The sequence below is a fragment of the Stenotrophomonas sp. Y6 genome (assembly GCF_022436665.1).
In the GTDB taxonomy this organism is placed as follows: Bacteria; Pseudomonadota; Gammaproteobacteria; order Xanthomonadales; family Xanthomonadaceae; genus Stenotrophomonas; species Stenotrophomonas acidaminiphila_A.
In genome coordinates, this window is record NZ_JAKUKB010000001.1 from 405,856 (window position 1) to 428,272 (window position 22,417).

Genomic DNA, 22,417 nt, shown 5'->3' on the forward strand with positions numbered 1-22,417 from the left:
CGGGCCAGCGCGCGACGGCGGTGGCCGCGGCGGACCTGCCGGCACGGCGCGTGGCCCCAGGGCGGCCCCGCTCGCCACGGTTGAATCACGTTCACAGAACCTCACGCCACAGGTGCAAGAATCGGCGGACTCTGGAGGAACCGCAGTCATGGCTACCCGCAACCGCATGCCCCCGTGGCATGAAAACTTCAAGGCACCCAGCGGCCGGGAACTGCTCATCCGTCCCATCCGCCCCGAGGACGGTGCCCCACTGCAGGGCGCATTCGCGCTGTTCGGGCCGGAGGAAGTCCGCGACCGCTTCCTGCAGGCCGTTGACGTGCTGTCGGACGAAACCGCCCAGCGCCTGACCCATCCCAATCCCAAGACCGAAATCTCGCTGGTCGCGGCCGAGCCGCTGCCGCCGGGTGAGGCCGTGGTCGGCGCGGTGGCCCGCGCCTCGATCATCCCCGGCACCCGCGACGCCGAGTACGCCATCCTCGTCAGCCGCTTCCTGGCCGGCCAGGGCCTGGGCCGGCAATTGATGCGCAAGCTGGTCAAGTGGGCGCGCGGCAAGTACCTGGACCGCATGTACGGCGACATCGCCCAGGACAACGAACCGATGCTGCAGTTGGCCGCCTCGCTGGGCTTCAAGCAGGTGCCGCACCCGTCCGGCACCCCGGGCCTGGTGCGCATGGTGTTGGAACTGGCCAGCTGAAGGCCAGGAGTGAGTAAAGAGGAGTGAGGAGTGAGAAAAAGCAGGAGCAGAAGCCGTCATCTCCGCGACGGCGGAGATCGCTCTTGCCCCACAGGTGGCTGAAGCGCGGGAGTGAGCGAAAGGAGTGAGAAGAGGCAGGCGCGGGAAGCAAGAGCGATTTCCACCTTCGCGGGAAGGACGGCTTTGGCTTTCAACCCCGGCTTTGGCCGTTGCCGTTGCCGTTGCCCCTTCTCACTACTCACGCATCTTCACTTGCCCCTGCTTTTCCTCACTCCTCACTCCTCTCCACTCACTCCTATAAAATCAGCGACGTCATGTCGCTCCCCACCTCCTATCCCGTTCCGCCGCTGCCCCGCGCGGGCCAGCTCCGCGCCTGGTGGCGCGCCCCCGCATCGACCAGCGCGCTGGCCTGGCACGTGGCCCGTGCCGCGCAGGCGCATGGCAAGCCGCTGTTGCTGGTCACCCGCGACAACCACGGCGCGCACCAGGCCGTGGCCGACCTGCAGACCCTGCTGGGCGACGACGCCACGCTGCCGGTGGTGCCGTTCCCGGACTGGGAAACCCTGCCCTACGACCAGTTCAGCCCGCACCCGGACATCATTTCCCAGCGCCTGGCCGCGCTGCACCGGCTGCCGGGGCTCACCCATGGCATCGTGGTGGTGCCGGTGCAGACCCTGCTGCAGCGGCTGGCGCCGCTGAGCTACATCGTGGGCGGCAGCTTCGACCTGCGGGTCGGCCAGCGCCTGGACATGGACGCGGAAAAGCGCCGCCTGGAGAGCGCGGGCTACCGCAACGTGCCGCAGGTGATGGATCCGGGCGATTTCGCCGTGCGCGGCGGCCTGCTCGACGTCTACCCGATGGGCGCCGACGCGCCGCTGCGGATCGAGCTGCTGGACGAGGACATCGACTCGATCCGCGAATTCGACCCCGAATCGCAGCGTTCGCTGGACAAGGTCGCGGCGGTGAAGATGCTGCCCGGCCGCGAAGTGCCGATGGACGAGGCCAGCCTGGCGAAGGTGCTGGCCACGCTGCGCGAGCGCTTCGACGTGGACACCCGCCGCAGCCCGCTCTACCAAGACCTCAAGGCCGGGGTGCTGCCGTCGGGCATCGAATACTTCCTGCCGCTGTTCTTCGAGCGCACCGCCACCCTGTTCGATTACCTGCCCAGCGGCTTCCTGACCGTGGTCGCGCCCGGCGTGGGCGAGGCCGCCGACGCGTTCTGGGCGCAGACCGGCAGCCGCTACGAGCAGCGCCGCCACGACATCGAACGGCCGCTGCTGCCGCCGGAGGAGATCTACCAGTCGCCGGACAGCCTGCGCGAGCAGTTCAACCGGCAGCCGCGGGTGGACGTGTGGCCGGCCGACCACCCGCGCATCGCCGAGGCGCAGGCGCTGGGCGACCAGCCGCTGCCGCCGCTGCCGGTGGCGGCCAAGGACGCCCCCGCCGGCCAGGCGCTGAAGTCCTTCCTCGAGCACTACCCCGGCCGGGTGCTGGTGGCGGCCGATTCGCCGGGCCGCCGCGAGGCGCTGCTGGAAGTGCTGCAGGCCGCCGACCTGCGGCCGCCGGTGGTGCCCGGGCTGCCGGCGTTCCTGGCCGCCGACACGCCGCGCTTCGCGATCACCGTGGCGCCGCTGGACGACGGCTTCGCCCTGGCCGAGCCACCGCTGGCGGTGCTCACCGAGCGCCAGCTGTTCCCCGAGCGCGCCGGCCAGCCGCGTCGCAGCCGCCGCGCCGGGCGCGAGCCGGAGGCGATCATCCGCGACCTCGGCGAACTGACCGAGGGCGCGCCCATCGTCCATGAGGACCATGGCGTCGGCCGCTACCGCGGGCTGATCGCGATGGACGTGGGCGGCATGCCCGGCGAATTCCTGGAGATCGAGTACGCCAAGGGCGACCGCCTGTACGTGCCGGTCGCGCAGCTGCATCTGATCAGCCGCTACTCCGGCGCCTCGCCGGAAACCGCGCCGCTGCATTCGCTCGGCGGCGAGCAGTGGGCCAAGGCCAAGCGCAAGGCCGCCGAGAAGGTACGCGACGTCGCCGCCGAGCTGCTGGAGATCCAGGCCCGGCGCCAGGCCCGCGCCGGCCTGGCGCTGGACATCGACCGCGCCATGTACGAGCCGTTCGCCGCCGGCTTCCCGTTCGAGGAAACCCCGGACCAGCTGGCCGCGATCGAGGCCACCCTGCGCGACCTGCAGTCGTCGCAGCCGATGGACCGCGTGGTCTGCGGCGACGTCGGCTTCGGCAAGACCGAGGTGGCCGTACGCGCCGCCTTCGCCGCCGCCAGCGGCGGCAAGCAGGTGGCGGTGCTGGTGCCCACCACGCTGCTGGCCGAACAGCACTACCGCAATTTCCGCGACCGCTTCGCCGATTACCCGCTCAAGGTCGAAGTGCTGTCGCGCTTCAAGAGCACCAAGGAGATCAAGGCCGAGCTGGACAAGGTGGCCGACGGCAGCATCGACGTGATCGTCGGCACCCACCGGCTGCTGCAGCCGGACGTGAAGTTCAAGGACCTGGGCCTGGTCATCGTCGACGAGGAGCAGCGCTTCGGCGTGCGCCAGAAGGAAGCGCTCAAGGCGATGCGCGCCAACGTGCACCTGCTCACGCTCACCGCCACGCCGATCCCGCGCACGCTGAACATGGCCATGGCCGGGCTGCGCGACCTGTCGATCATCGCCACCCCACCGCCGAACCGGCTGGCGGTGCAGACCTTCGTCACCCAATGGGACAACGCGCAGCTGCGCGAGGCGTTCCAGCGCGAACTGTCGCGCGGCGGCCAGCTGTATTTCCTGCACAACGACGTGGAGAGCATGGGACGGATGCAGCGCGAGCTGTCCGAGCTGGTGCCCGAAGCGCGCATCGGCATGGCCCACGGGCAGATGCCCGAGCGCGAGCTGGAAAAGGTGATGCTGGATTTCCAGAAGCAGCGCTTCAACGTGCTGCTGGCCAGCACCATCATCGAGTCGGGCATCGACATCCCCAACGCCAACACCATCATCATCAACCGCGCCGACCGCTTCGGCCTGGCCCAGCTGCACCAGCTGCGTGGCCGCGTCGGCCGCTCGCACCACCGCGCCTACGCGTACCTGGTGGTACCGGACAAGCGCTCGATCACCCCCGACGCGCAGAAACGGCTGGACGCCATCGCCTCGATGGACGAGCTCGGCGCCGGCTTCACCCTGGCCACCCACGACTTGGAGATCCGCGGCGCCGGCGAGCTGCTCGGCGAGGACCAGAGCGGTCAGATGGCCGAAGTCGGTTTCAGCCTCTACACCGAACTGCTGGAACGCGCGGTGCGTTCGATCCGCTCCGGCAAGCTGCCCGACCTGGACGCCGGCGAGGAAGTGCGCGGTGCCGAGGTCGAGCTGCACGTGCCGGCGTTGATCCCGGAGGATTACCTGCCCGACGTGCATACCCGCCTGACCCTGTACAAGCGCATTTCCAGCGCGCGCGACAGCGCCGGCCTGCGCGAACTGCAGGTGGAGATGATCGACCGCTTCGGCCTGCTGCCGGATGCGGTCAAGCACCTGTTCGCCATTGCCGAGCTCAAGCTGCAGGCCAATGCGCTGGGCATCCGCAAGCTGGAACTGGGCGAAAACGGCGGCCGCATCGTGTTCGAGGCCAAGCCCGACATCGACCCGATGGCGGTGATCCAGCTGATCCAGAAGCAGCCCAGGCTCTACCAGATGGATGGCCCGGACAAGCTGCGCATCCGCCACCCGTTGCCGGAAGGCGCGGACCGCTTCAACGCCGCCCGCGCGCTGCTGGCCACCCTGCGCCCGGCGTGAGCGGATGAGAGGTTTGCCAGGAACGGGGGCGGCGAGGACAATAGCCGACCTCCTCCCGGCCAGGCCGTTTTCCCACTGCGGTGCGGCGCTTCATGTCTTCGACCTTCTCGGCCCCGGGCCTGTCCATTCCCCTTGAAAACGACAGCTGTGGCATCTCCGTGCTGGCCGCCGCGCTGGACGAGCGCGACAGCTACACCGACCAGCACTGCGACCGGGTTTCGCTGCTCGCCCATGGCCTGGGCGAACGCTGCGGCCTGTCCGGCGCGCAGCTGGAGCAGCTGGCGCTGGCGGCGCGCTTCCACGACGTCGGCAAGATCGGCATCCGCGACGACGTGCTGCTGCATCCCGGCCGCCTGGACGAGCCGCGGATGGAGAAGATGCGCACCCATCCCGAGCGCGGCGCGCGCCTGTTCGCGGCCACCGGCCGCGACGACGCCGCCGCCGTGGCGCGGCTGATCCTGCACCACCACGAAGCCTGGGACGGCAGCGGCTATCCGCACGGCCTGCAGGGCGAGGAAATCCCGCTGGAGGCGCGCATCCTGACCATCGCCGACGGCTACGACGCGCTGACCTCGCGCCGTCCCTACCGGGGCCCGATGCACACCGACGACGCGCTGGCCATCCTCAACCGCGAGAAGAACCGGCTGGTCGACGCGCGCCTGCTCGGCGAGTTCCGTGGCCTGCTGCGCGCCCGCGCGCACGCGCGCCCGGCCGGCTGACTGGCCGGGCCGGCGCGCTCACAGCACCGGCGACATCATCGCCACCGCGTTCTGCACCAGCCGCGTGGCGAAGGACCAGCGCTGGACCTGCTCCATGGTCACCGGCACCGACACCGACAGGTAGCGCTGCTGGCGCTGGCGGATCGCCGCGGTCACCCGCGGGTCGGCGACCAGCAGGCTGTTCTCGAAATTCAGCTCCAGGCTGCGCCGGTCCATGTTGGCCGAGCCGACCAGGCTGACCTGTCCGTCGACGGTCATGGATTTGGCATGCAGCAGGCCGAGCGGGTACTCGTGGAGCTCGACCCCGCTGCGCAGCAGGTCGCCGTAGGTGCTGCGGCTGGCCTGCCCGACCAGCCACGAGTCGTTGCGCCGCGGCAGCACCAGCGTGGTGCGCACGCCGCGCCGCGGCGCCGCGCAGATCGCGCGCAGGATCGACTCGTCGGGCACGAAGTACGGCGTGGTGATCACCAGCTCGCGCCGCGCCGCGTAGATGCAGGCCACGTACACGTCGGCCATGACGTTGTGGCGCGCGACCGGCCCGGTCTCGAAGGCCATCGCCACGCAGCCGTCGTCGTGCCACGCCGGGGCCGCCGCCGCGGCGTAGCCATCCAGCCCGGCTTCGCCGGTTTCCGGGATCCAGCCGCTGAGGAACAGGAACTGGAGTTGCGCCACCACCGGCCCCTGGCAGCGCAGCAGCAGGTCGATCCACGGCGCCTGCGCCGGCTTTATCCGGAACTCGGGATCGGCAAGGTTCTGGCTGCCGCAGTAGCCGATGCGGTTGTCGATGACCACGATCTTGCGGTGGTCGCGCAGGTCCATGCGGCTGAACGCCACGTGCTGCAGGCGATGGATGTCGTCCAGCGTCTTGAGCTGCCGGACCCCGGCCTGGGCCAGTTGTTGCCAGCGCGGCCCGTCGATGAAGGCGCGCGAACCCAGCGCGTCGACCATCACCCGGCACGCCACCCCGCGCCGTGCGGCGTCGGCCACCGCGTCGGCCAGGCGGCCGCCGGCGCCGTCGTCGAGCCAGATGTAGACGGCGATGTGCACGCTCTCGCGGGCCTGTTCGATATCGGCGACCAGCGCGTCCAGCGCGCGGCGGCAATCGCGCTCGGGCGCATCGGCCGGGCTGTCCTCCTCGCCCAGCAGCTCCACCCGGTTGCCGCCCACCGCCGGCAGGCCGTTGATGGTGCGCGCCAGTTCCAGCAGCGGCACCGCGCCGTCCACCACCGCAACCGCTGCGGGTGGCGGCGCCAGGGCCGCGGCCGCCGTCATCCGCCGCAGCACCTGTTCCACCCGGCGGAACCGCGCGCGGCCGATGCTGGTCTCGCCCAGCAGCAGGTACGCAAGCATCCCCACCCCGGGGGCGAGCATCACCACCGCCACCCAGGCCGCGCGCGAGGCCGGGGTGCGGTTGGCGCGGGTCAGCGCACGCGCGGCGACCAGCAGGTGCGCGGCGAATGCCAGCGCGGCGATTGTCCACTGCAGCGGCGCGTGCGCCCCGCCTGCTTCCGGCACCATGCATGCCTCCCGTTGATCGATGATCCGCCATCCCGTGGCGTGGCCGATCAATACCACGACCGACCGCGGCCGGCATCTCCGCGGCAGCGCCGCAGCGGCCCCGGTGACCGGCTGCATGCCGCACAATACGCGCCACGGTGAGCGCGGCCGGCCGACCGGCCCTGCGGCTCGCCGCGCGGGATCGCCAGGGAGAGCAATGGATAACCTGCTGTGGTTGACCCTGTGGCTGCCGCCACTGCCGCCACTGCCGGCTTTGGCGGGCGCTGGCAGGGTGGCCGTACCGGCGCGTTTCACCGGGCATTGGGCCGGAAGCCCCGACGCCTGCGCGTCGGACGCGGACAAGCCTGCCCTGCGTATCGCGCCCCGCCCCCTCGCCTGCCGGGAAAGCGACGGTCCGACAAAAGCCGTCGTGGTCCGCGGCGACACCGGGCCGGCGCTGATCGCCGGGCTGTCCGGCGAGGGTGCGACCTGGCGCGCCGGCGCGGGCTTCCAGCGTTACGCGGACCGGCGCCGGCGCGTCGCCACCCGCACCGGCCAGCAATGCGTGCGCTACCGCTACCGGTGTGGCGCACCGGCGCGCGTGCCGTCCCACCGCCCCTCCATGCCGGCAGCGCCCAGCCGCATGGCGCATTGCCCACGTCAGGAGACACCGTGAAGTTCCTCTACCTGCTTCTGTGCATCGCCGGCACGGCATTGCCGCTGTCGCAGTTCGTTCCGTGGCTGTCCGCGCATGGCCTCGACCTGCCGCTGCTGGTGCAGCAGGCCACCTCCGGCCGCATCGCGGCCTTTGCTTGGGCGGACGTGCTGGTCTCGGGCATCGCCGTGGCCGTGCTGGTGGTCGCCGAAGGCCGCAGGCTGGCGATGCCGCGGCTGTGGCTGCCGCTGTCGTGCCTGCTGGTCGGCCCGTCGCTGGCGTTGCCGTTGTTCCTGTATCTGCGCGAACGGCATCGCGCGGCGGCGCCGCTTCGCCGGGCGCACTGAGTCGCCCGCGACGGACGCCAGCGCGGGCCGCAGGCCGGCGCTGCGGCCACCGTCGGCAGGACACCGCCATCGCCGCAGCGGGCCCGCCACGCGGGCGTACGCGGCAGCAGGCGCCAGAACGCAAAGGCCCGGCATGCGCCGGGCCCTGCGTCGGTTGCCAGCCGGACTACCGGCGGTTTACCAGATGACCACGCGCTTGTCGTCGCCACGCACCATCGCATCACCCGCCTTGCACTGGAACGCTGCGGCGAAGGACGGCATGTTCGACGGCGCACCGTTGGCGCGGAAGTTGGCCGGTGCGTGCGGATCGGTGTTCAGGCGCACGCGCAGCTCGCCCTCGGTGAAGTTGCGGCGCCACACCGTGGCCCAGTTCATGAAGAAACGCTGGTCCTGGCTGTAGCCGTCGACGGCCACGTTCTTCGACGGGTCTTCCTTGAGCGCCATCTGCAGCGCGTCGTAGGCCACGGTCAGGCCACCGAGGTCGCCGATGTTCTCGCCCAGGGTCAGCTTGCCCTTCACGTTCACCCCGGGCAGCGCCTCGTAGCCATCGAACTGCGCGACCAGCTGGTCGGTGCGGCCGTTGAAGGCGCTGCGGTCGGCGTCGGTCCACCAGTTGTCGAAGTTGCCGTTGGCGGCGAACTGGCTGCCCGAGTCGTCGTAGCCGTGCATCATTTCGTGGCCGATCACCGCGCCGATGCCGCCGTAGTTCAGCGCCGGGTCCGCCTTGGCGTCGAAGAACGGCGGCTGCAGGATCGCGGCCGGGAACACGATCTCGTTCTTGGTCGCGTTGTAGTAGGCGTTGACCGTCTGCGGGGTCATGCCCCACTCGGTCTTGTCCACCGGCTTGCCGATCTTGTCCAGCATGTAGCGGTAGTTGAACGCGCGCGCGGCCTGCATGTTGCCCAGGTAACTGTCGCCGCGGGTGGCCAGGCCCGACCAGTCACGCCACTTGTCCGGATAGCCGATCTTGGGGGTGAAGCTGGCCCACTTCTCCAGCGCCTTCTTCCTGGTTTCCTCGCCCATCCACGGCAGGGTCTCCAGGCGCGCCTTGAGCGCGGCCGACAGGTTCTCCACCAGGTGCTGCATGGCCACCTTGGACTCGGCCGGGAACACCGCGTCCACGTACAGCTGGCCGAGCGCCTCGCCCATCGCGCCGTTGACCGACTCCAGCACGCGCTTCCAGCGCGGCTGCATTTCCTGCTGGCCGCGCAGGGTCTTGCTGAAGAAATCGAAATTGGCCTGCTCGAAGGCCTTGCTCAGGTACGGCGCCGCGTTGTCCACGGTATGGAAGCGCAGGTAGGCCTGCCAGGTGCTGGCCGGCACCTCGGCCAGCATCTTGTCGAGCTCGGCGAAGAAGCCCGGCTGCGCCAGCGAGAACTTGTCCTTGGCCGGCACCTTCAGGGTGTCGAACAGCGCGGTCCAGCTGAAGTTCGGCGTCTGCCGGTCGGCGTCGGCGGCACTGACCGGGTTGTAGCGCTTGGCCGGGTCGCGCAGTTCGATGCGCGACAGCGACGCCTTGGCCAGCCGGGTTTCGAACGCCATGACCGCCTGGGCCTGTTCCTTGGCCTGCGCGGCCTCCACGCCCGACAGCACCAGCATCCGTTCGATGTAGGCGACATAGGCCTCGCGGATCCCGGCCTGCGATTCGTCGAAGTAGTAGCCCTTTTCCGGCAGGCCCAGGCCGCCCTGGCCGACATAGGCGATGACATTGCCCGAGTCCTTGAAGTCCGGGCTGGCGTACAGCGAAAACAGGAAGCCCTGGCCCTGGGCGTAGGCCTGGCGCAGGTAGCCGGCGATGGCGGCGCTGTCGTTGAGCGCGGCGATCTTGTCCAGCTCCGGCTGCAGCGGGGTGATGCCGGCGGCCTCGATCGCGGCCTCGTCCGAGCCGGTCTTCCAGATGTCGCCGATCTGCGCCTGCACGGTGCCGGCCTTGGCGTTGGCCGCGGCGGCCTGCTGCACCAGCGCGTGCTGCACCTCCAGCGAGCGCTCGCGCAGGATCTCGAAGCTGCCCCAGGTCACCTGGTCGCCCGGCACCGGGTTGGCCTTGAGCCACTTGCCGTTGACGAAGCCATTGAGGTCGGCGCAGGCCGACACCGCCGGGTCCAGGTCGGCCACGTTGAACGCCACCGACGGGGTTTTGATCTGCGACAGGTCGAACGCCGGCTTGGCGGCCGCGTCGGCGGCGGGCGGTGCGGCGTCGCTGTTGCCGCCGCAGGCGGCCAGCGAGGCGGCGATGGCGACGGTCAGGGACAACGGGACGAGCTTGGAAAGGGTCATGCGGATCTCCGGCCTTGCAGGGAACGCCGCGCCTGCGCGCGGCCAATCCGCGAGCGTAGGCGATGGCGCCCGCCCGCGGATAGGCCGAAGGTCATGCCGCGCCGATGCGCGACTCAGCCGCGACGCGCGGCCTCGATCGCGGCGATGTCGATCCTGCGCATGCCCATCATCGCCTCGAACGCACGCCTGGCCGCGGCCGGGTCGGGATCGCTGATGGCGGCGGTCAGCGCGCGCGGCGTGATCTGCCAGGACAGGCCCCACCTGTCGCGGCACCAGCCGCAGGCACTCTCCTGCCCGCCATTGCCGACGATCGCGTTCCACAGGCGGTCGGTTTCGGCCTGGTCGTCGGTAGCAACCTGGAACGAGAACGCCTCGCTGTGACGGAACGCAGGGCCGCCGTTGAGGCCCAGGCACGGGATGCCGAGCACCGTGAACTCGACCGTGAGCACATCGCCCTGGCGGCCGGCGGGGTAATCGGCGGGCGCGCGATGCACGGCACCCACGCGGCTGTCGGGAAACGTCGCCGCATAAAACGTGGCGGCATCCAGGGCGGTACCGTCGTACCACAGGCAGATCGTGTTCTTGCCGGTCATCACGCTGCTCCTCGTCGGGAAAGGCCTGCCGGCGGCGCAACGCGCACGCGATGGCGCCGGGCCGGTGCAGCGTAGCGCAGCGCCACGCCCCCAGCCGTCATGGTCCGGCGAGCCGACGCGGGGCGTATCTCGGGAGGCAACCCGCACATCGCGCGGCCCCGGGGCCGGCGTGGCTCAGCCGTACCGGACCAGCGCGCCCAGTTCGCGCTCCAGCAGCGCCGGATCGGCGGCATTGAGTTCGATCAGGCGGCGCAGCGCGGTGATGCTGTCCAGGTCGATCTCGTCGCAGCGCAGGCCGACATGGCGCCCTTCCACGTGCACCACGGTGGCCTGCATGCGGATCGGTGTGTCCTGCGACAGTTCGACCTGCAGCTGGCAGCGCTCGTGCAGCCTGCAGTCGCCACCGGGTTCGGTCTCGAACAACGCCCCCTTGAGCGACACATCGTGCACCTGCCCGCCATGGATGCTGCCATCGACGCGCACCAGCCAGGCCGGGGAATGGAAGGGTGCGCGCCAGAAATGGCGCCGTTCCGTGGACGTGTTCATGCGCTTCCCCGTGCGTTTGGATGGAACAACCGGCCGCAGCATAGCCCGGGCGCCCGGCCTTTCCACAAACCGTTGATCGGAAAGGGCTGTCGTGGATCTGGCGTGTGGCTGTCGTGGCCGGCCGCCACGACGCTGCGGCAGTGTGCCCGCTGCTTTGGCAGGATGGATGCGGTCACATGGACCAGGAACCGATGAAGATCGACAGCAACCGGATCAGGACACTGCGCGAGGCGCGCGGCTGGTCGCAGGAGCATCTGGCGGCCGTGGCCGGGTTGAGCCCGCGCACCGCGCAGCGGCTGGAAGCCGGGGCAGGGCCGCGCACGAATCACGGATGGCGATGGCTGCCGCGCTGGGTGTGGAACCGGAACGATTGCTCGAAGCCGACACGCCGCCGCAGGCAGCGTCCGCTTCAATGCAGAACCCGGATCACCTTGAAAGGATCATTCCCTGGGCAATGCTCTTTTTGCTGGCATTGGCCTGGTTCGGCTACGGCGTCGGCAAGGATCTCGCCCTGCGCGACAACGCGCGCTGCGCCGACAATCCGGTCCAGTGCAAACGCCGAGCTGCCTCGCGACCGCGCCCGTCCCGTATCGGTACTGAAGGTGCATCGCTGGGCAGTGGGGGCGTCGGGTAACCGGCAGCGGCGGGGACACAAACGAGAACACCCGGCCGCAGCCGGGTGTCTCGATGCTTCAAGCAAGCCGGGGTTACTTCGCCTTGCCCTGGTTGGCCACCGCCTCGGCCGCCTTCTTGGCCGCTTCCGGGTCGCCCAGGTAGCGGAACGACTGCACGCTCAGGTCATCGTTCAGTTCGAACAGCAGCGGGATGCCGGTGGGAATGTTGAGCTCGAGGATCTCCTCGCGGCTGACATTGTTGAGGTACTTGTACAGCGCGCGCAGCGAGTTGCCGTGGGCGGTGACCAGCACGGTCCTGCCGTCCTTCAGCTGCGGGGCGATGGCATCGTGCCAGTACGGCAGCACCCGCTCCAGGGTGGTGGCCAGCGATTCGGTACCCGGCAGCGCATTGCGGTCCAGGCCGGCGTAGCGGCGGTCGTGGATCGGGTGGCCCGGGTCTTCCAGGTCCATCGGCGGCGGCGGGATGTCGTAGGAACGGCGCCATACCTTGACCTGTTCCTCGCCGTGTTTCGCGGCGGTCTCGGCCTTGTCCAGGCCCTGCAGGCCGCCGTAGTGGCGCTCGTTGAGGCGCCAGGACTTGTTCACCGGCAGCCAGTCCTGGCCCAGCTCGGCCAGCGCCCCCTGCAGGGTGTGGATGGCGCGCTTGAGCACCGAGGTGTGGGCGACGTCGAACTGCAGCCCTTCCTCCTTCATCAGCCGGCCGGCGGCGGCGGCTTCGCGGCGGCCCTGCTCGGTCAGGTCCACGTCCACCCAGCCGGTGAAGCGGTTGTCGAGGTTCCACTGGCTCTGGCCATGGCGCAACAGCACGAGTTTGCGGGTCACTGCGAAAGTCTCCGGTCGGGGGAAGGCAACGCGCTGATTGTAGCCGCATCGCTCCGCGCGCCCCGCCTGCACTGCGCCGACACGGCGCGCATGGCAGGCTTGCCGCATGCGCTTCCAGCCCCCCGCCGACATCGCCCCCGCCGCCCTGGCCGCGCTGCGCCGCCAGCAGGTCGAACTGGCCGCGCAGGTGCGGCTGGACGACCGCCTGTCGGCGCTGCCGTCGCGCGTGGCCGGGGTGGACAGCGGCTTCGAGGACGAGGGCCGCACCACCCGTTCGGTGGCGGTGCGGGTCGATGGTGGCAGCCTGCAGCCGCTCGAATCGACCCTGGTGCGGCTGCCCACCGCCCTGCCCTACATCCCCGGCCTGCTCAGCTTCCGCGAGTTGCCGGCGGTGCTGCAGGCGCTGGCGCAACTGCGCGAGGCGCCGGAGCTGGTGCTGGTCGACGGCCACGGCATCGCCCACCCGCGCGGGCTCGGCATCGCCGCGCACCTGGGGGTGCTGACCGGCCTGCCCAGCATCGGCGTGGGCAAAAGCCGGCTGGTCGGCGAATACAGCGAACCCGGTCCGCAGCGGGGCGACCATGCGCCGCTGTCGCACAAGGGCCGCCAGGTCGGCTGGGTGCTGCGCAGCAAGCCGCGCTGCAACCCGCTGTTCATCTCCCCGGGCAACCATGTCTCGGTGGAGGCCTGCCTGCCGCTGGTGCTGGCCTGCCTCACCCGCTACCGGCTGCCCGAGCCCACCCGCCTGGCCGACCGCCTGGCCTCGCGCCGCGACCGCGGCGCGGCCTGAGCCCACCGCGGCAACGGTCCGTTACGGTCCCGCCGCCGACAACCGCGTGCGGCGCATGCCATCCTGCCCGTCCCCGTACCGGAGCCCGCCCATGACCACGATCATCAGCCCCCGCGTCCATGACCTCGGCGGTTTCCAGGTGCGCCGCGCCGTGCCCACGCTGCAGGCGCGCAGCGTCGGGCCGTTCGTGTTCGTCGACCACATGGGCCCGGCGGTGTTCGCGCCCGGCCAGGGCATCGACGTGCGCCCGCATCCGCACATCGGCCTGGCGACGGTCACCTTCCTGTGGTCCGGGGCCATCGGCCACCGCGACACGCTCGGCTCGGAGCAGGTCATCCGCCCCGGCGACGTCAACTGGATGACCGCCGGCCGCGGCATCGCCCATTCCGAACGCACGCCGCCGCCCGAGCGCGCGCACGACCACCCGCTGCACGGCATGCAGACCTGGGTGGCGTTGCCCAAGGAGCACGAGGAAACCGCACCTGAGTTCCATCACTTCAGCGCGGCGCAGCTGCCGCAGCAGCACCGCGACGGCGCCTGGCTGCGGGTGATCGCCGGCCGCGCCTATGGCGAGGAATCGCCGGTGCGGGTGTTCGCCGACACCCTCAATGTCGCCATCGACCTGGAACCGGGCGCGGAGATCGACCTGGACGCCTCGCACGTGGAACGCGCGCTCTACGTGCTGGAGGGCCAGGCCCAGCTCGACGGCGTGGACATCCCGGTGCAGCACCTGGTGATCCCGGAGCCGGGCGCGCGCGGGCGCCTGCGCGCCAGGACCCCGCTCAAGGCGATGCTGATGGGCGGCGAGCCGCTCGACGGCCCCCGCCACCTGTGGTGGAACTTCGTTTCCAGCTCGAAGGAACGCATCGAACAGGCCAAGGACGACTGGCGCGAGGGCCGCTTCGGCACCATCCCCGGCGACGACAAGGAGTTCATCCCGCTGCCGGGCTGAGGGCCGGGTTAACGCTTTGAATACGCCGCCCCGCCGGTTCTTGGGTATGTTCGCGGTGCCCATTCCGGGTCATTTCGGGGGAGCGGACGATGAGCATGGGGAAACGACTGGCGGCCGAGTTCCTCGGCACCTTCTGGCTGGTGCTGGGCGGCTGCGGCAGCGCGGTGCTGGCGGCCAAGTTCGGCGGTGACGGCAATCCACTGGGGATCGGTTTCCATGGCGTGGCGCTGGCGTTCGGCCTGACCGTGCTGACCGGCGCGTATGCGTTCGGGCACGTCTCCGGCGCGCACTTCAATCCGGCGGTCAGTCTCGGCCTGTGGGCCGGGGGCCGTTTCGCCGGCAAGGACCTGGTGCCCTACATGGTCGCCCAGGTGCTGGGCGGCCTGCTGGCCGCCTTCATCCTGATGCAGATCGCGCAGGGCCAGGCCGGGTTCGCCATTGACGGCACCCAGGCCGGCGCCTTCGCCAGCAACGGCTACGGCAGCCTGTCGCCGGGCGGCTACGGCGTGGCCGCCGCGTTCCTGTGCGAGGTGGTGATGACCGCCATGTTCCTGGTGGTGATCATGGGCGCCACCCACGGCAAGGCGCCGGCGGGCTTCGCGCCGATCGCCATCGGCCTGGCGCTGACCCTGATCCACTTGATTAGCATCCCGGTCACCAATACCTCGGTGAACCCGGCGCGCTCCACCGCCGTGGCGGTGTTCGCCGGGCCCGGGGCGATCGGCCAGCTGTGGCTGTTCTGGGTGGCGCCGCTGCTCGGGGCGCTGATCGGCGGCCTGGCCTACAAGTGGATGGGCAGCGACACGCGCTGACGCCGCCCGCGGCCTGCACCGGCGACGGCCCCCGCGCGGGGCCGTCGTCGTGTCGGCCAGCGGCCGGTTTGCGGCGCCCGGCGTTTTTGTAATACCGTGGAAACACACCTGGCGCGCAACGGGGACGCGCGCATCGGGCAGGGGCAACAGCACCCGCGGGTGTATCCGATTGCAGACAGACAACATTGCCGCCGCGCCCGCGGTGGCCGGCGTCCGGGGGACAACGCATGCTCAAACACGCTCGTATCGTTGCTTGCGCGCTGCTGCTGGCCGGCAGCGCCGCTGTTTCCGCCCAGCAGGCCGGGCAATGCCCGCTGCTGCCGTCCGGCAGCGGCCTGCAGTGGCAGGAGCAGGCGCAGAGCGATTTCATCGTCTGCAAGGCCACCACCGGCGATGGCCGCACGGTATTGAACGTGATGCTGACCGGGCGCGACCCGGGGCTGAGCCTGGTGCGTGCGCTGCGCGCCGAAAAGGGCCGTTTCGCCGGCGAGGAACTGTACTGGTACAGGCTGGACATGGGCGGGCGCGACATGCCCGGGCTGGAGACGCGGCGCATCACCGCGGTCAAGCTCGACCGCAACCGCTACGCGCAGATCTGGATCGACGCCGGCGACGCCGCCGAGCTCGCCAGCCTGCAGCAGTTGACCGGCACCCTCGGCGACGCGACCGCCAACTTCGCCGGCAAGTAACGCCCCGCCGGCGCGGTCCCGGCGGTCATGCCGGGCCGCGCGCGGCGCTCAGAAGCGCCCTTCCTGGTAGTCGATGAAGGCCTGCATCAACTGCTCGCGGGTGTTCATCACGAACGGCCCGTGGCGCGCCACCGGTTCGCGCAGCGGGCGCCCGGCCACCACGATCAGGCGCGCACCGTCGGTGCCGGCGCGCAGGCGCAGCCCGCGACCGCCGCCGAGCACGGCCAGCTCGTGCCGCGCGACTTCGCGCGCGGCCTCGCCGTCGCCCAGGGTCAGCCCGCCCTCGAACACGTAGGTGAAGGCGTTGTGCCCGTCCGGCAGGTCGTAGGCCCAGTCACGCCCCGGCGCCAGCTCCACGTCCAGGTACAGCGGATCGGTGGCCGGCTGCACGATCGGGCCATGCACCTCGCCCACCTGCCCGGCGATCACCTTGACCGTGACGCCCCCGGCCGGTGCCACCTGCGGAATGCGGTCCGGGGCGAACTCCTGGTACTTCGGCTCGGTCATCTTGTCGCGCGCGGGCAGGTTCACCCATAGCTGGAAGCCGCGCATGCGCCCGGATTCCTGCTCGGGCATTTCCGAATGCACCAGGCCGCGGCCGGCGGTCATCCACTGCACGCTGCCGGGCGTGAGCAGGCCTTCGTTGCCGTGGTTGTCGCGATGGCGCATGCGTCCGTCGAGCATGTAGGTGACGGTCTCGAAGCCGCGGTGCGGGTGCTCCGGAAAGCCGGCGATATAGTCCTCCGGGCGGTCGGTGCCGAACTCGTCGAGCATCAGGAACGGGTCCAGATCGGGCAGCGCCGGGGTGCCGATCACCCGGGTCAGGCGCACGCCGGCACCGTCTGAGGTGGGCATCCCGCGGATGCTGCGCAGCACCCGCGCGAGGTTGTGGTCGCTCATGGTCAAGCCTCCCTTGTGATCTCCCGACAATGGGCGCCGGCCATGGCCACGCCAATCGCCATCTCCGCAACCGATTGTTCCAGCACAGGCGTTGGTGTCGCGTTGCCGGGCGATCCCACCCCGGCAGCCGCGCCGGCTAAGACCAAAGTCGCACGCCGCCGGCGCGCCGGAGCGTTGACCCCCGGCCGCGGCGGGAGGACTCTTGCAACGGTCTTCCCGCGAGGTGACTCGATGAAAGGTTTCTCCAAGGCCGGCTGGGCGCTGCTGTCCCTGATCGGCGCATTCTGCCTGGGTGTCGTGGCGCTGCGCCGCGGCGAACACATCAACGCATTGTGGATCGTGGCCGCGGCGGTGTCGCTGTACCTGGTCGCGTTCCGCTACTACGGGCTGTTCATCGCCAACAAGGTGCTGGGCGTGGACCCGACCCGCGCCACCCCGGCGGTGATCCACAACGACGGCCTGGATTACGTGCCGACCAACAAGCACGTATTGTTCGGCCACCACTTCGCCGCGATCGCCGGCGCCGGCCCGCTGGTGGGCCCGGTGCTCGCCGCGCAGATGGGCTACCTGCCGGGTACGCTGTGGCTGATCGCCGGCGTGGTGCTGGCCGGCGCGGTGCAGGATTTCATGATCCTGTTCATCTCCAGCCGCCGCAATGGCCGTTCGCTCGGTGACCTGGTGCGCGAGGAAATGGGGCCGGTGCCCGGCACCATCGCCCTGTTCGGCGTGTTCATGATCATGATCATCATCCTCGCGGTGCTGGCGATGATCGTGGTCAAGGCGCTGGCCGACAGCCCCTGGGGCATGTTCACGGTCATGGCCACGATGCCCATCGCCATCCTGATGGGCCTGTACATGCGCTACATCCGCCCGGGCAAGATCGGCGAGATCTCCCTCGTCGGCCTGGTCCTGCTGCTGGCGGCGATCTGGTACGGCGGCAGGGTCGCCGCCGACCCGGTGCTGGGGCCGATGTTCACCTTCACCGGCGTGCAGATCACCTGGATGCTGATCGGCTATGGTTTCGTCGCCGCGGTGTTGCCGGTGTGGCTGCTGCTGGCGCCGCGCGACTACCTGTCCACCTTCCTCAAGATCGGCACCATCGTCGGCCTGGCGATCGGCATCCTGATCGTGATGCCGGAACTGAAGATGCCGGCGCTGACCCAGTTCACCGACGGCAGCGGCCCGGTATGGAAGGGCGGCATGTTCCCGTTCCTGTTCATCACCATCGCCTGCGGTGCCGTGTCCGGCTTCCATGCGCTGATTTCCTCCGGCACCACGCCCAAGCTGCTGGCCAACGAAGGCCACGCCGCCTACATCGGCTACGGCGGCATGCTGATGGAATCGTTCGTGGCGATCATGGCGATGGTCGCGGCCTCGATCATCGAGCCGGGCATCTACTTCGCCATGAACAGCCCGGCGGCGGTGATCGGCACCGATGTGGCCAACGCCGCGCAGGTGGTCAGCAGCTGGGGCTTCACCATCTCGCCCGAACAGTTGACCGCCACCGCCGCCGAGATCGGCGAGAACACCATCCTCTCGCGCGCCGGCGGCGCGCCGACCCTGGCGGTGGGCATCGCCCAGATCCTGCACGCGGTGCTGCCGGGCGACGGCATGATGGCGTTCTGGTACCACTTCGCGATCCTGTTCGAAGCGCTGTTCATCCTCACCGCGGTGGACGCCGGCACCCGCTCGGGCCGCTTCATGCTGCAGGACCTGCTGGGCAACTTCGTGCCGGCGCTGCGCCGCACCGACTCGTGGGTGGCCAGCTTCATCGCCACCGGCGGCTGCGTCGCGCTGTGGGGCTACTTCCTGTACCAGGGCGTGACCGACCCGCTGGGCGGCATCAACATGCTGTGGCCGCTGTTCGGCATCGCCAACCAGATGCTGGCCGGCGTCGCGCTGATGCTGTGCGCGGTGGTGCTGTTCAAGGCCAAGAAGGAAAAGTACGCCTGGGTGCCGATCATCCCGGCGATCTGGCTGCTGGTGTGCACCACCGCCGCCGGCTTCATCAAGATCTTCTCCGCCGAGCCGGCGGTGGGCTTCCTGGCGCAGGCGCACAAGTACCGCGACGCCATCGCCGCCGGCAACCTGCTGCCGCCGTCCAAGGACTTCGGGCAGATGCAGCAGGTGATGGTCAACAACTACATCAACGCCGGCCTCACCGCGCTGTTCCTGTTCGTGGTGTTCGCGGTGCTGGTGTATTCGGTCAGGACCATCGCCGCCGCGCGCCGCTCGCCGGTGCGCACCGACCATGAAACGCCGTACGTGGCACTGAAGCCGCACGAGGTGGACCTGTAATGGGCACCGCGCTGGTCCCGGCCGGCCAGCACCAGGCGTTCCGCCGCACCTGGCGGCGCCTGGTGCAGACCGCGCGCCTGTGCTGCGGCGTGCCCGACTACGACAACTACGTGCGGCACATGCGCGAGAAACACCCCGAGCGCGAGGTCATGGACTACAAAACCTTCTTCCGCGAGCGCCAGGAAGCGCGCTTCGGCGGCGGCAAGGGCTTCCGCTGCTGCTGAAGCCCCGGTGCCGGGCCCGGAAGCACGAAGGCCTCCGTCAGGCGGCCTTCGTCATGCCCGGGGTGGCAGCGCCGGATACCGGGTGATGGGCGTCAGGCGCCGGCCATCCACTTGAGCATCAACCCGGTGATGTAGGCCAGCACCGTGCCGGTGGCATAGCCCACCGTACCCAGCAGCACGCCCACCGGCGCCAGACTGGGATGGAACGCCGCCGCCACCACCGGTGCCGACGCGGCCGCGCCGACATTGCCCTGCGAACCGATGGCCAGGAAGAACATCGGCGCCTTGAGCAGGCGCCCGACCACGTACAGCAGCAGCACGTGGGTGCCCATCCAGATCACCCCCAGCAGGAACAGCCACGGCCGTTCCAGCAGCGACAGCAGGTCCATCTGCATACCGATGCAGGCGATCAGGAAGTACAGGAACAGGGTGCCGATCCGCGAGGCGCCGACCGCTTCCAGTTCGCGCGCACGGGTGAAGCTCAGCGCCAGGCCGGCGAAGGTGGACAGCATCACCACCCACACGAACTGGTTGTCCAGCGACGCCTGCCTGGCGAAGCTGAGGTTGGCCGAACACCACGCCGCCAGCGGCGCGGCCAGCGCATGCGCCGCGCCGACCACGCCCAGGCCGACGCCGACGATGATCATCAGGTCGGTCAGGGTGGGAATCCGCGCGCTGCGGGCCTGGTAGTCGGCGATGCGCCGCTTCATGTCGTCGATGGCCGAGGTATCGGCGCCGTTGCGCGCATCGATGGACTGGGCGCGCCCGGCCAGCCAGATCAGCGCCGGCATCAGCAGGATGCTGGCGCAGACCACGTCCACCACCGCGAACTGGCCGAAGGTGGTGGCATCGACATTGAAGGTCTCGCGCATCGCGGCCATGTTGGCGCCGCCGCCGATCCAGCTGCCGGCCAGCGCGGCCATGCCGGCCCAGGTATCCCCGGCCACGGTGGGCGGGTGGATCAGCTTCATCGCCTGGAAGGAAACCAGCGCGCCCAGCATGATGCCCACGGTGCCGGTGACGAACATCACCAGCAGCTTCGGGCCGAGCCGGGCGATGCCCTTCAGGTCGATCGACAGGGTCAGCAGCACCAGTGCCGCCGGCAGCAGCACGTCGCGGGCGATCGGGTTGTAGAGCTTGGTGCCATGGCCGTCGATCAGGCCGGCGGTGTTGTAGATCGCCGGCACGAAGTAGCACAGCAGCAGGCCGGGCACCCAGGTGAAGACTTTGCGCCAGAACGGGGTCGGCCCGCTGGCCAGCCAGAAGATCAGCGCCAGGGTCGCGGCGATGAGTCCCAGTCCGACGATGTCGTTGCTGATGAGGGCGGGGGTGCTTTCGGTCGGCATACGGCCTGTTCCTGTCGATCGAAGGGAAACAAAAACGCCACGTTGATGACGTGGCGTGGGGGAGCGAAGCCTAGCATGCCGGCGGTGGCGTTGGGCCCGGCGGCGGGAGGCCCTGCCTGCCGCCGCGCGGGGCGATGCCGGTGCGGGCGCCACCGCGCGGTGGCGGGGAACCGGGCCAAGCGCTCAGCCCGCTCCCGCCATCGCGCGCAGGGTGATGCCGACCACGTAGGCCGCGCCGGTACCCACCGCGTAGCCCAGGGTGCCGAGCAGCACGCCCACCGGGGCTAGCGCCGGATGGAACGCCGAGGCCAGTACCGGCGCCGAGGCGGGGCCGCCGATGTTGCTCTGCGAGGCGATGGCGAAATAGAAGAACGGCACCCGCAGCAGCTTGCCGGCCAGCCACAGCAGCACGATGTGCACGCCGATCCACAGCACGCCCAGGGCGAACAGCCACGGCTTCTCCAGCAGCGCCAGCAGGTCCATCTGCATGCCGATGCAGGCGATCAGGAAGTACAGGAACATCGAGCCCCACTTGGAGGCGCCCACGCCTTCGAGCTCGCGCGCGCGGGTGAAGCTCAGGCCCAGGCCGATGAGCGTGGCCAGCAGCACCACCCAGACGAACGGCTTGTCCAGGCTCACCGAGGCCGACCAGCCGACATGCGCCGCGAACCAGGCCGACAGCGGCCCGGCCACCGCGTGCGAGATCGCCACCGCGCCGAACGCCACGCCCGCCATCACCATCAGGTCGCCCAGCGCGGGAATCCGCGCGTGTTGCGCCTGGTAGCTGGCGACGCGGTCGCGCAGGTCGTCCAGGGCGGTGGTGTCCGCGCCGCTGCGCCGATCCAGCGCCGGGGCGCGCGAGGCGAAGAAGATCAGCACCGCCATCCACACGTAGCCGACGCCGACGTCGACCACCGCGAACTGGCCGAAGGTGGTCGCGTCGACCTCGAAGATCTCCTTCATCGCCAGCATGTTGGCGCCGCCGCCGATCCAGCTGCCGGCCAGCGCGGCCATGCCGCCCCAGGTGCTGCCGGCCACCGTCTCGGGATGGACCACGCCCATCAGCCAGAACGCCACCAGCGCGCCGAGCATGATGCTCAGCACCGCCGCCACGTACATGGCCAGCATCTTCCAGCCCAGGCCGAGGATGCCCTTCAGGTCGATGGACAGCGTGAGCAGCACCAGCGCCGCCGGCAGGAACACGTCGCGTGCGATCGGGTTGTAGAGCCGGGTGGTCTCGCCGTCGATCAGCCCGAAGGTGTTGTAGACCCCGGGAATGAAGTAGCACAGCAGCAGCGCCGGCACGACGCCGTAGAACTTCCTGAGCAGCCGGTTGCTGCTGGTCGATGTCCAGAAAATCGCGCCCAGCGTGGCGGCGATCAGGCCGAACACGATGATGTCGTTGCTGATGAGTGCGCCGGATGCGGCTGCCGTCATCGTCTGTTCCCCTGGTTGCATGAGCGGGGCAACGCCCCTGCCCGATCAAGAAAGCCTGCAGCGCGGCCGCTCCGTGCAGGAGACAGGGATTGCGCAGGACCCATCACCACGGCGACTCCCTCGCCCCCACCCCGCGCGTCCACGCGCCGGGCACCACGTCACTTCACCGCCGGACCGGCGGCGTGTCCCGCCCGGGCGTCACCCCGGCGCGGGTTGCCGCGGGCGATGGCCGCGCACTGCCGCGCATGCCCGGCAGCCCAGCCAACGGGCCTTGGGCGAATCGGGCCGGCGCCGCCGGCGGGTGCGGCGTGCCGTGCGTACCGGCAACCGGCCCCCCATCGCCGGCGGCCCGGCAACCGCGGCATGCGCGGCGGATGCCTGAGGCTGGAAGGCCGCGCG

Annotated in this window: 20 protein-coding genes; 12 read left to right on the forward strand and 8 right to left on the reverse strand. The window is 70.2% G+C overall.

What is annotated here, in order from left to right:
* The first annotated feature begins 148 nt into the window (after positions 1–148).
* The 3 genes from MKP15_RS01905 (at position 149) to MKP15_RS01915 (ending at position 5,198) form a co-directional block, all read left to right on the forward strand.
* Positions 149–694 (forward strand): GNAT family N-acetyltransferase, encoded by a 546-nt coding sequence (locus tag MKP15_RS01905; RefSeq protein WP_054664133.1) that lies wholly within the window; start codon positions 149–151, stop codon positions 692–694.
* 314 nt (positions 695–1,008) lie between these two features.
* On the forward strand, positions 1,009–4,479 hold the full coding sequence (mfd, locus tag MKP15_RS01910; RefSeq protein ID WP_240211609.1) for a transcription-repair coupling factor: 3,471 nt from the start codon (positions 1,009–1,011) through the stop codon (positions 4,477–4,479).
* Between the two features lie 92 nt (positions 4,480–4,571).
* Positions 4,572–5,198 carry an HD domain-containing phosphohydrolase gene (locus MKP15_RS01915; protein ID WP_104938344.1) on the forward strand — a complete coding sequence of 209 codons (627 nt, stop codon included), beginning with the start codon at positions 4,572–4,574 and terminating at the stop codon, positions 5,196–5,198.
* A gap of 18 nt (positions 5,199–5,216) precedes the next feature.
* Here the strand turns inward: MKP15_RS01915 and MKP15_RS01920 are convergent, their stop codons facing one another.
* The gene (locus MKP15_RS01920) at positions 5,217–6,716 is read right to left on the reverse strand and encodes a phospholipase D-like domain-containing protein (protein WP_240211610.1); all 1,500 of its coding nucleotides are present in this window, start codon (positions 6,714–6,716) and stop codon (positions 5,217–5,219) included.
* A 196-nt stretch (positions 6,717–6,912) separates the two neighbouring features.
* Here MKP15_RS01920 and MKP15_RS01925 point away from each other — a divergent pair, with 196 nt between their 5' ends.
* Positions 6,913–7,371: a hypothetical protein gene (locus MKP15_RS01925; protein WP_240211611.1), complete on the forward strand. Its 459-nt coding sequence runs from the start codon at positions 6,913–6,915 to the stop codon at positions 7,369–7,371.
* Positions 7,368–7,697 (forward strand): DUF2834 domain-containing protein, encoded by a 330-nt coding sequence (locus MKP15_RS01930; protein ID WP_104938342.1) that lies wholly within the window; start codon positions 7,368–7,370, stop codon positions 7,695–7,697. The genes MKP15_RS01925 and MKP15_RS01930 overlap by 4 nt, the downstream gene beginning before the upstream one ends.
* A gap of 177 nt (positions 7,698–7,874) precedes the next feature.
* On the opposite strand, the gene MKP15_RS01935 is transcribed toward MKP15_RS01930, so the two are convergent.
* The 3 genes from MKP15_RS01935 to MKP15_RS01950 form a co-directional block, all read right to left on the reverse strand.
* Positions 7,875–9,974 (reverse strand): M13-type metalloendopeptidase, encoded by a 2,100-nt coding sequence (locus tag MKP15_RS01935; RefSeq protein WP_240211612.1) that lies wholly within the window; start codon positions 9,972–9,974, stop codon positions 7,875–7,877.
* Positions 9,975–10,087: 113 nt separating this feature from the next.
* Entirely contained in the window at positions 10,088–10,567 is a 480-nt protein-coding gene (locus MKP15_RS01940; RefSeq protein ID WP_104938341.1) for a VOC family protein, read from the reverse strand.
* A 174-nt stretch (positions 10,568–10,741) separates the two neighbouring features.
* Positions 10,742–11,113, reverse strand: a complete 372-nt coding sequence (locus tag MKP15_RS01950; RefSeq protein WP_275692435.1) for a PilZ domain-containing protein — start codon at positions 11,111–11,113, stop codon at positions 10,742–10,744.
* A gap of 331 nt (positions 11,114–11,444) precedes the next feature.
* Between MKP15_RS01950 and MKP15_RS01955 the strand changes: the two genes are divergently transcribed.
* Positions 11,445–11,747: a hypothetical protein gene (locus MKP15_RS01955; protein WP_240211613.1), complete on the forward strand. Its 303-nt coding sequence runs from the start codon at positions 11,445–11,447 to the stop codon at positions 11,745–11,747.
* Between the two features lie 73 nt (positions 11,748–11,820).
* Here the strand turns inward: MKP15_RS01955 and gpmA are convergent, their stop codons facing one another.
* Positions 11,821–12,570: a 2,3-diphosphoglycerate-dependent phosphoglycerate mutase gene (gene gpmA / locus MKP15_RS01960; RefSeq protein ID WP_104938339.1), complete on the reverse strand. Its 750-nt coding sequence runs from the start codon at positions 12,568–12,570 to the stop codon at positions 11,821–11,823.
* Between the two features lie 106 nt (positions 12,571–12,676).
* Between gpmA and nfi the strand changes: the two genes are divergently transcribed.
* The 4 genes from nfi (at position 12,677) to MKP15_RS01980 (ending at position 15,813) form a co-directional block, all read left to right on the forward strand.
* Positions 12,677–13,360: a deoxyribonuclease V gene (gene nfi, locus MKP15_RS01965; protein ID WP_240211614.1), complete on the forward strand. Its 684-nt coding sequence runs from the start codon at positions 12,677–12,679 to the stop codon at positions 13,358–13,360.
* A gap of 91 nt (positions 13,361–13,451) precedes the next feature.
* Complete coding sequence (locus MKP15_RS01970) at positions 13,452–14,312, forward strand: pirin family protein (protein ID WP_161614111.1); 861 nt, start codon at positions 13,452–13,454, stop codon at positions 14,310–14,312.
* 89 nt (positions 14,313–14,401) lie between these two features.
* Positions 14,402–15,124 (forward strand): aquaporin Z, encoded by a 723-nt coding sequence (aqpZ, locus tag MKP15_RS01975; RefSeq protein ID WP_275692436.1) that lies wholly within the window; start codon positions 14,402–14,404, stop codon positions 15,122–15,124.
* Positions 15,125–15,351: 227 nt separating this feature from the next.
* Positions 15,352–15,813 (forward strand): hypothetical protein, encoded by a 462-nt coding sequence (locus tag MKP15_RS01980; RefSeq protein WP_237723479.1) that lies wholly within the window; start codon positions 15,352–15,354, stop codon positions 15,811–15,813.
* Between the two features lie 48 nt (positions 15,814–15,861).
* On the opposite strand, the gene MKP15_RS01985 is transcribed toward MKP15_RS01980, so the two are convergent.
* Entirely contained in the window at positions 15,862–16,713 is an 852-nt protein-coding gene (locus MKP15_RS01985; RefSeq protein ID WP_240211615.1) for a pirin family protein, read from the reverse strand.
* 231 nt (positions 16,714–16,944) lie between these two features.
* On the opposite strand from MKP15_RS01985, the gene MKP15_RS01990 reads away from it, so the two are divergent.
* Together MKP15_RS01990 and MKP15_RS01995 are read left to right on the forward strand one after the other, a co-directional pair.
* On the forward strand, positions 16,945–19,011 hold the full coding sequence (locus MKP15_RS01990) for a carbon starvation CstA family protein (protein WP_104938334.1): 2,067 nt from the start codon (positions 16,945–16,947) through the stop codon (positions 19,009–19,011).
* Complete coding sequence (locus tag MKP15_RS01995) at positions 19,011–19,235, forward strand: CstA-like transporter-associated (seleno)protein (RefSeq protein ID WP_054664081.1); 225 nt, start codon at positions 19,011–19,013, stop codon at positions 19,233–19,235. Before MKP15_RS01990 ends, MKP15_RS01995 begins: the two co-directional genes overlap by 1 nt.
* A 92-nt stretch (positions 19,236–19,327) precedes the next feature.
* On the opposite strand, the gene MKP15_RS02000 is transcribed toward MKP15_RS01995, so the two are convergent.
* Complete coding sequence (locus tag MKP15_RS02000) at positions 19,328–20,581, reverse strand: DUF819 family protein (RefSeq protein WP_104938333.1); 1,254 nt, start codon at positions 20,579–20,581, stop codon at positions 19,328–19,330.
* Between the two features lie 183 nt (positions 20,582–20,764).
* Positions 20,765–22,018 carry a DUF819 family protein gene (locus tag MKP15_RS02005; RefSeq protein WP_104938332.1) on the reverse strand — a complete coding sequence of 418 codons (1,254 nt, stop codon included), beginning with the start codon at positions 22,016–22,018 and terminating at the stop codon, positions 20,765–20,767.
* Positions 22,019–22,417: the final 399 nt, after the last annotated feature.

What these genes read in the sequence shown, in the direction of transcription:
- MKP15_RS01940 (WP_104938341.1), bottom strand. Translation starts at nt 10,567, where the DNA reads ATGACCGGCAAGAACACGATCTGCCTGTGGTACGACGGTACCGCCCTG.
- MKP15_RS01995 (WP_054664081.1), top strand. Translation starts at nt 19,011, where the DNA reads ATGGGCACCGCGCTGGTCCCGGCCGGCCAGCACCAGGCGTTCCGCCGC.
- MKP15_RS01990 (WP_104938334.1), top strand. Translation starts at nt 16,945, where the DNA reads ATGAAAGGTTTCTCCAAGGCCGGCTGGGCGCTGCTGTCCCTGATCGGC.
- MKP15_RS02000 (WP_104938333.1), bottom strand. Translation starts at nt 20,581, where the DNA reads ATGCCGACCGAAAGCACCCCCGCCCTCATCAGCAACGACATCGTCGGA.
- MKP15_RS01955 (WP_240211613.1), top strand. Translation starts at nt 11,445, where the DNA reads ATGGCGATGGCTGCCGCGCTGGGTGTGGAACCGGAACGATTGCTCGAA.
- MKP15_RS01950 (WP_275692435.1), bottom strand. Translation starts at nt 11,113, where the DNA reads ATGAACACGTCCACGGAACGGCGCCATTTCTGGCGCGCACCCTTCCAT.
- MKP15_RS01915 (WP_104938344.1), top strand. Translation starts at nt 4,572, where the DNA reads ATGTCTTCGACCTTCTCGGCCCCGGGCCTGTCCATTCCCCTTGAAAAC.
- MKP15_RS02005 (WP_104938332.1), bottom strand. Translation starts at nt 22,018, where the DNA reads ATGACGGCAGCCGCATCCGGCGCACTCATCAGCAACGACATCATCGTG.
- MKP15_RS01980 (WP_237723479.1), top strand. Translation starts at nt 15,352, where the DNA reads ATGCTCAAACACGCTCGTATCGTTGCTTGCGCGCTGCTGCTGGCCGGC.
- nfi (WP_240211614.1), top strand. Translation starts at nt 12,677, where the DNA reads ATGCGCTTCCAGCCCCCCGCCGACATCGCCCCCGCCGCCCTGGCCGCG.
- MKP15_RS01905 (WP_054664133.1), top strand. Translation starts at nt 149, where the DNA reads ATGGCTACCCGCAACCGCATGCCCCCGTGGCATGAAAACTTCAAGGCA.
- mfd (WP_240211609.1), top strand. Translation starts at nt 1,009, where the DNA reads ATGTCGCTCCCCACCTCCTATCCCGTTCCGCCGCTGCCCCGCGCGGGC.
- MKP15_RS01970 (WP_161614111.1), top strand. Translation starts at nt 13,452, where the DNA reads ATGACCACGATCATCAGCCCCCGCGTCCATGACCTCGGCGGTTTCCAG.
- MKP15_RS01920 (WP_240211610.1), bottom strand. Translation starts at nt 6,716, where the DNA reads ATGGTGCCGGAAGCAGGCGGGGCGCACGCGCCGCTGCAGTGGACAATC.
- MKP15_RS01935 (WP_240211612.1), bottom strand. Translation starts at nt 9,974, where the DNA reads ATGACCCTTTCCAAGCTCGTCCCGTTGTCCCTGACCGTCGCCATCGCC.
- aqpZ (WP_275692436.1), top strand. Translation starts at nt 14,402, where the DNA reads ATGAGCATGGGGAAACGACTGGCGGCCGAGTTCCTCGGCACCTTCTGG.
- MKP15_RS01925 (WP_240211611.1), top strand. Translation starts at nt 6,913, where the DNA reads ATGGATAACCTGCTGTGGTTGACCCTGTGGCTGCCGCCACTGCCGCCA.
- MKP15_RS01985 (WP_240211615.1), bottom strand. Translation starts at nt 16,713, where the DNA reads ATGAGCGACCACAACCTCGCGCGGGTGCTGCGCAGCATCCGCGGGATG.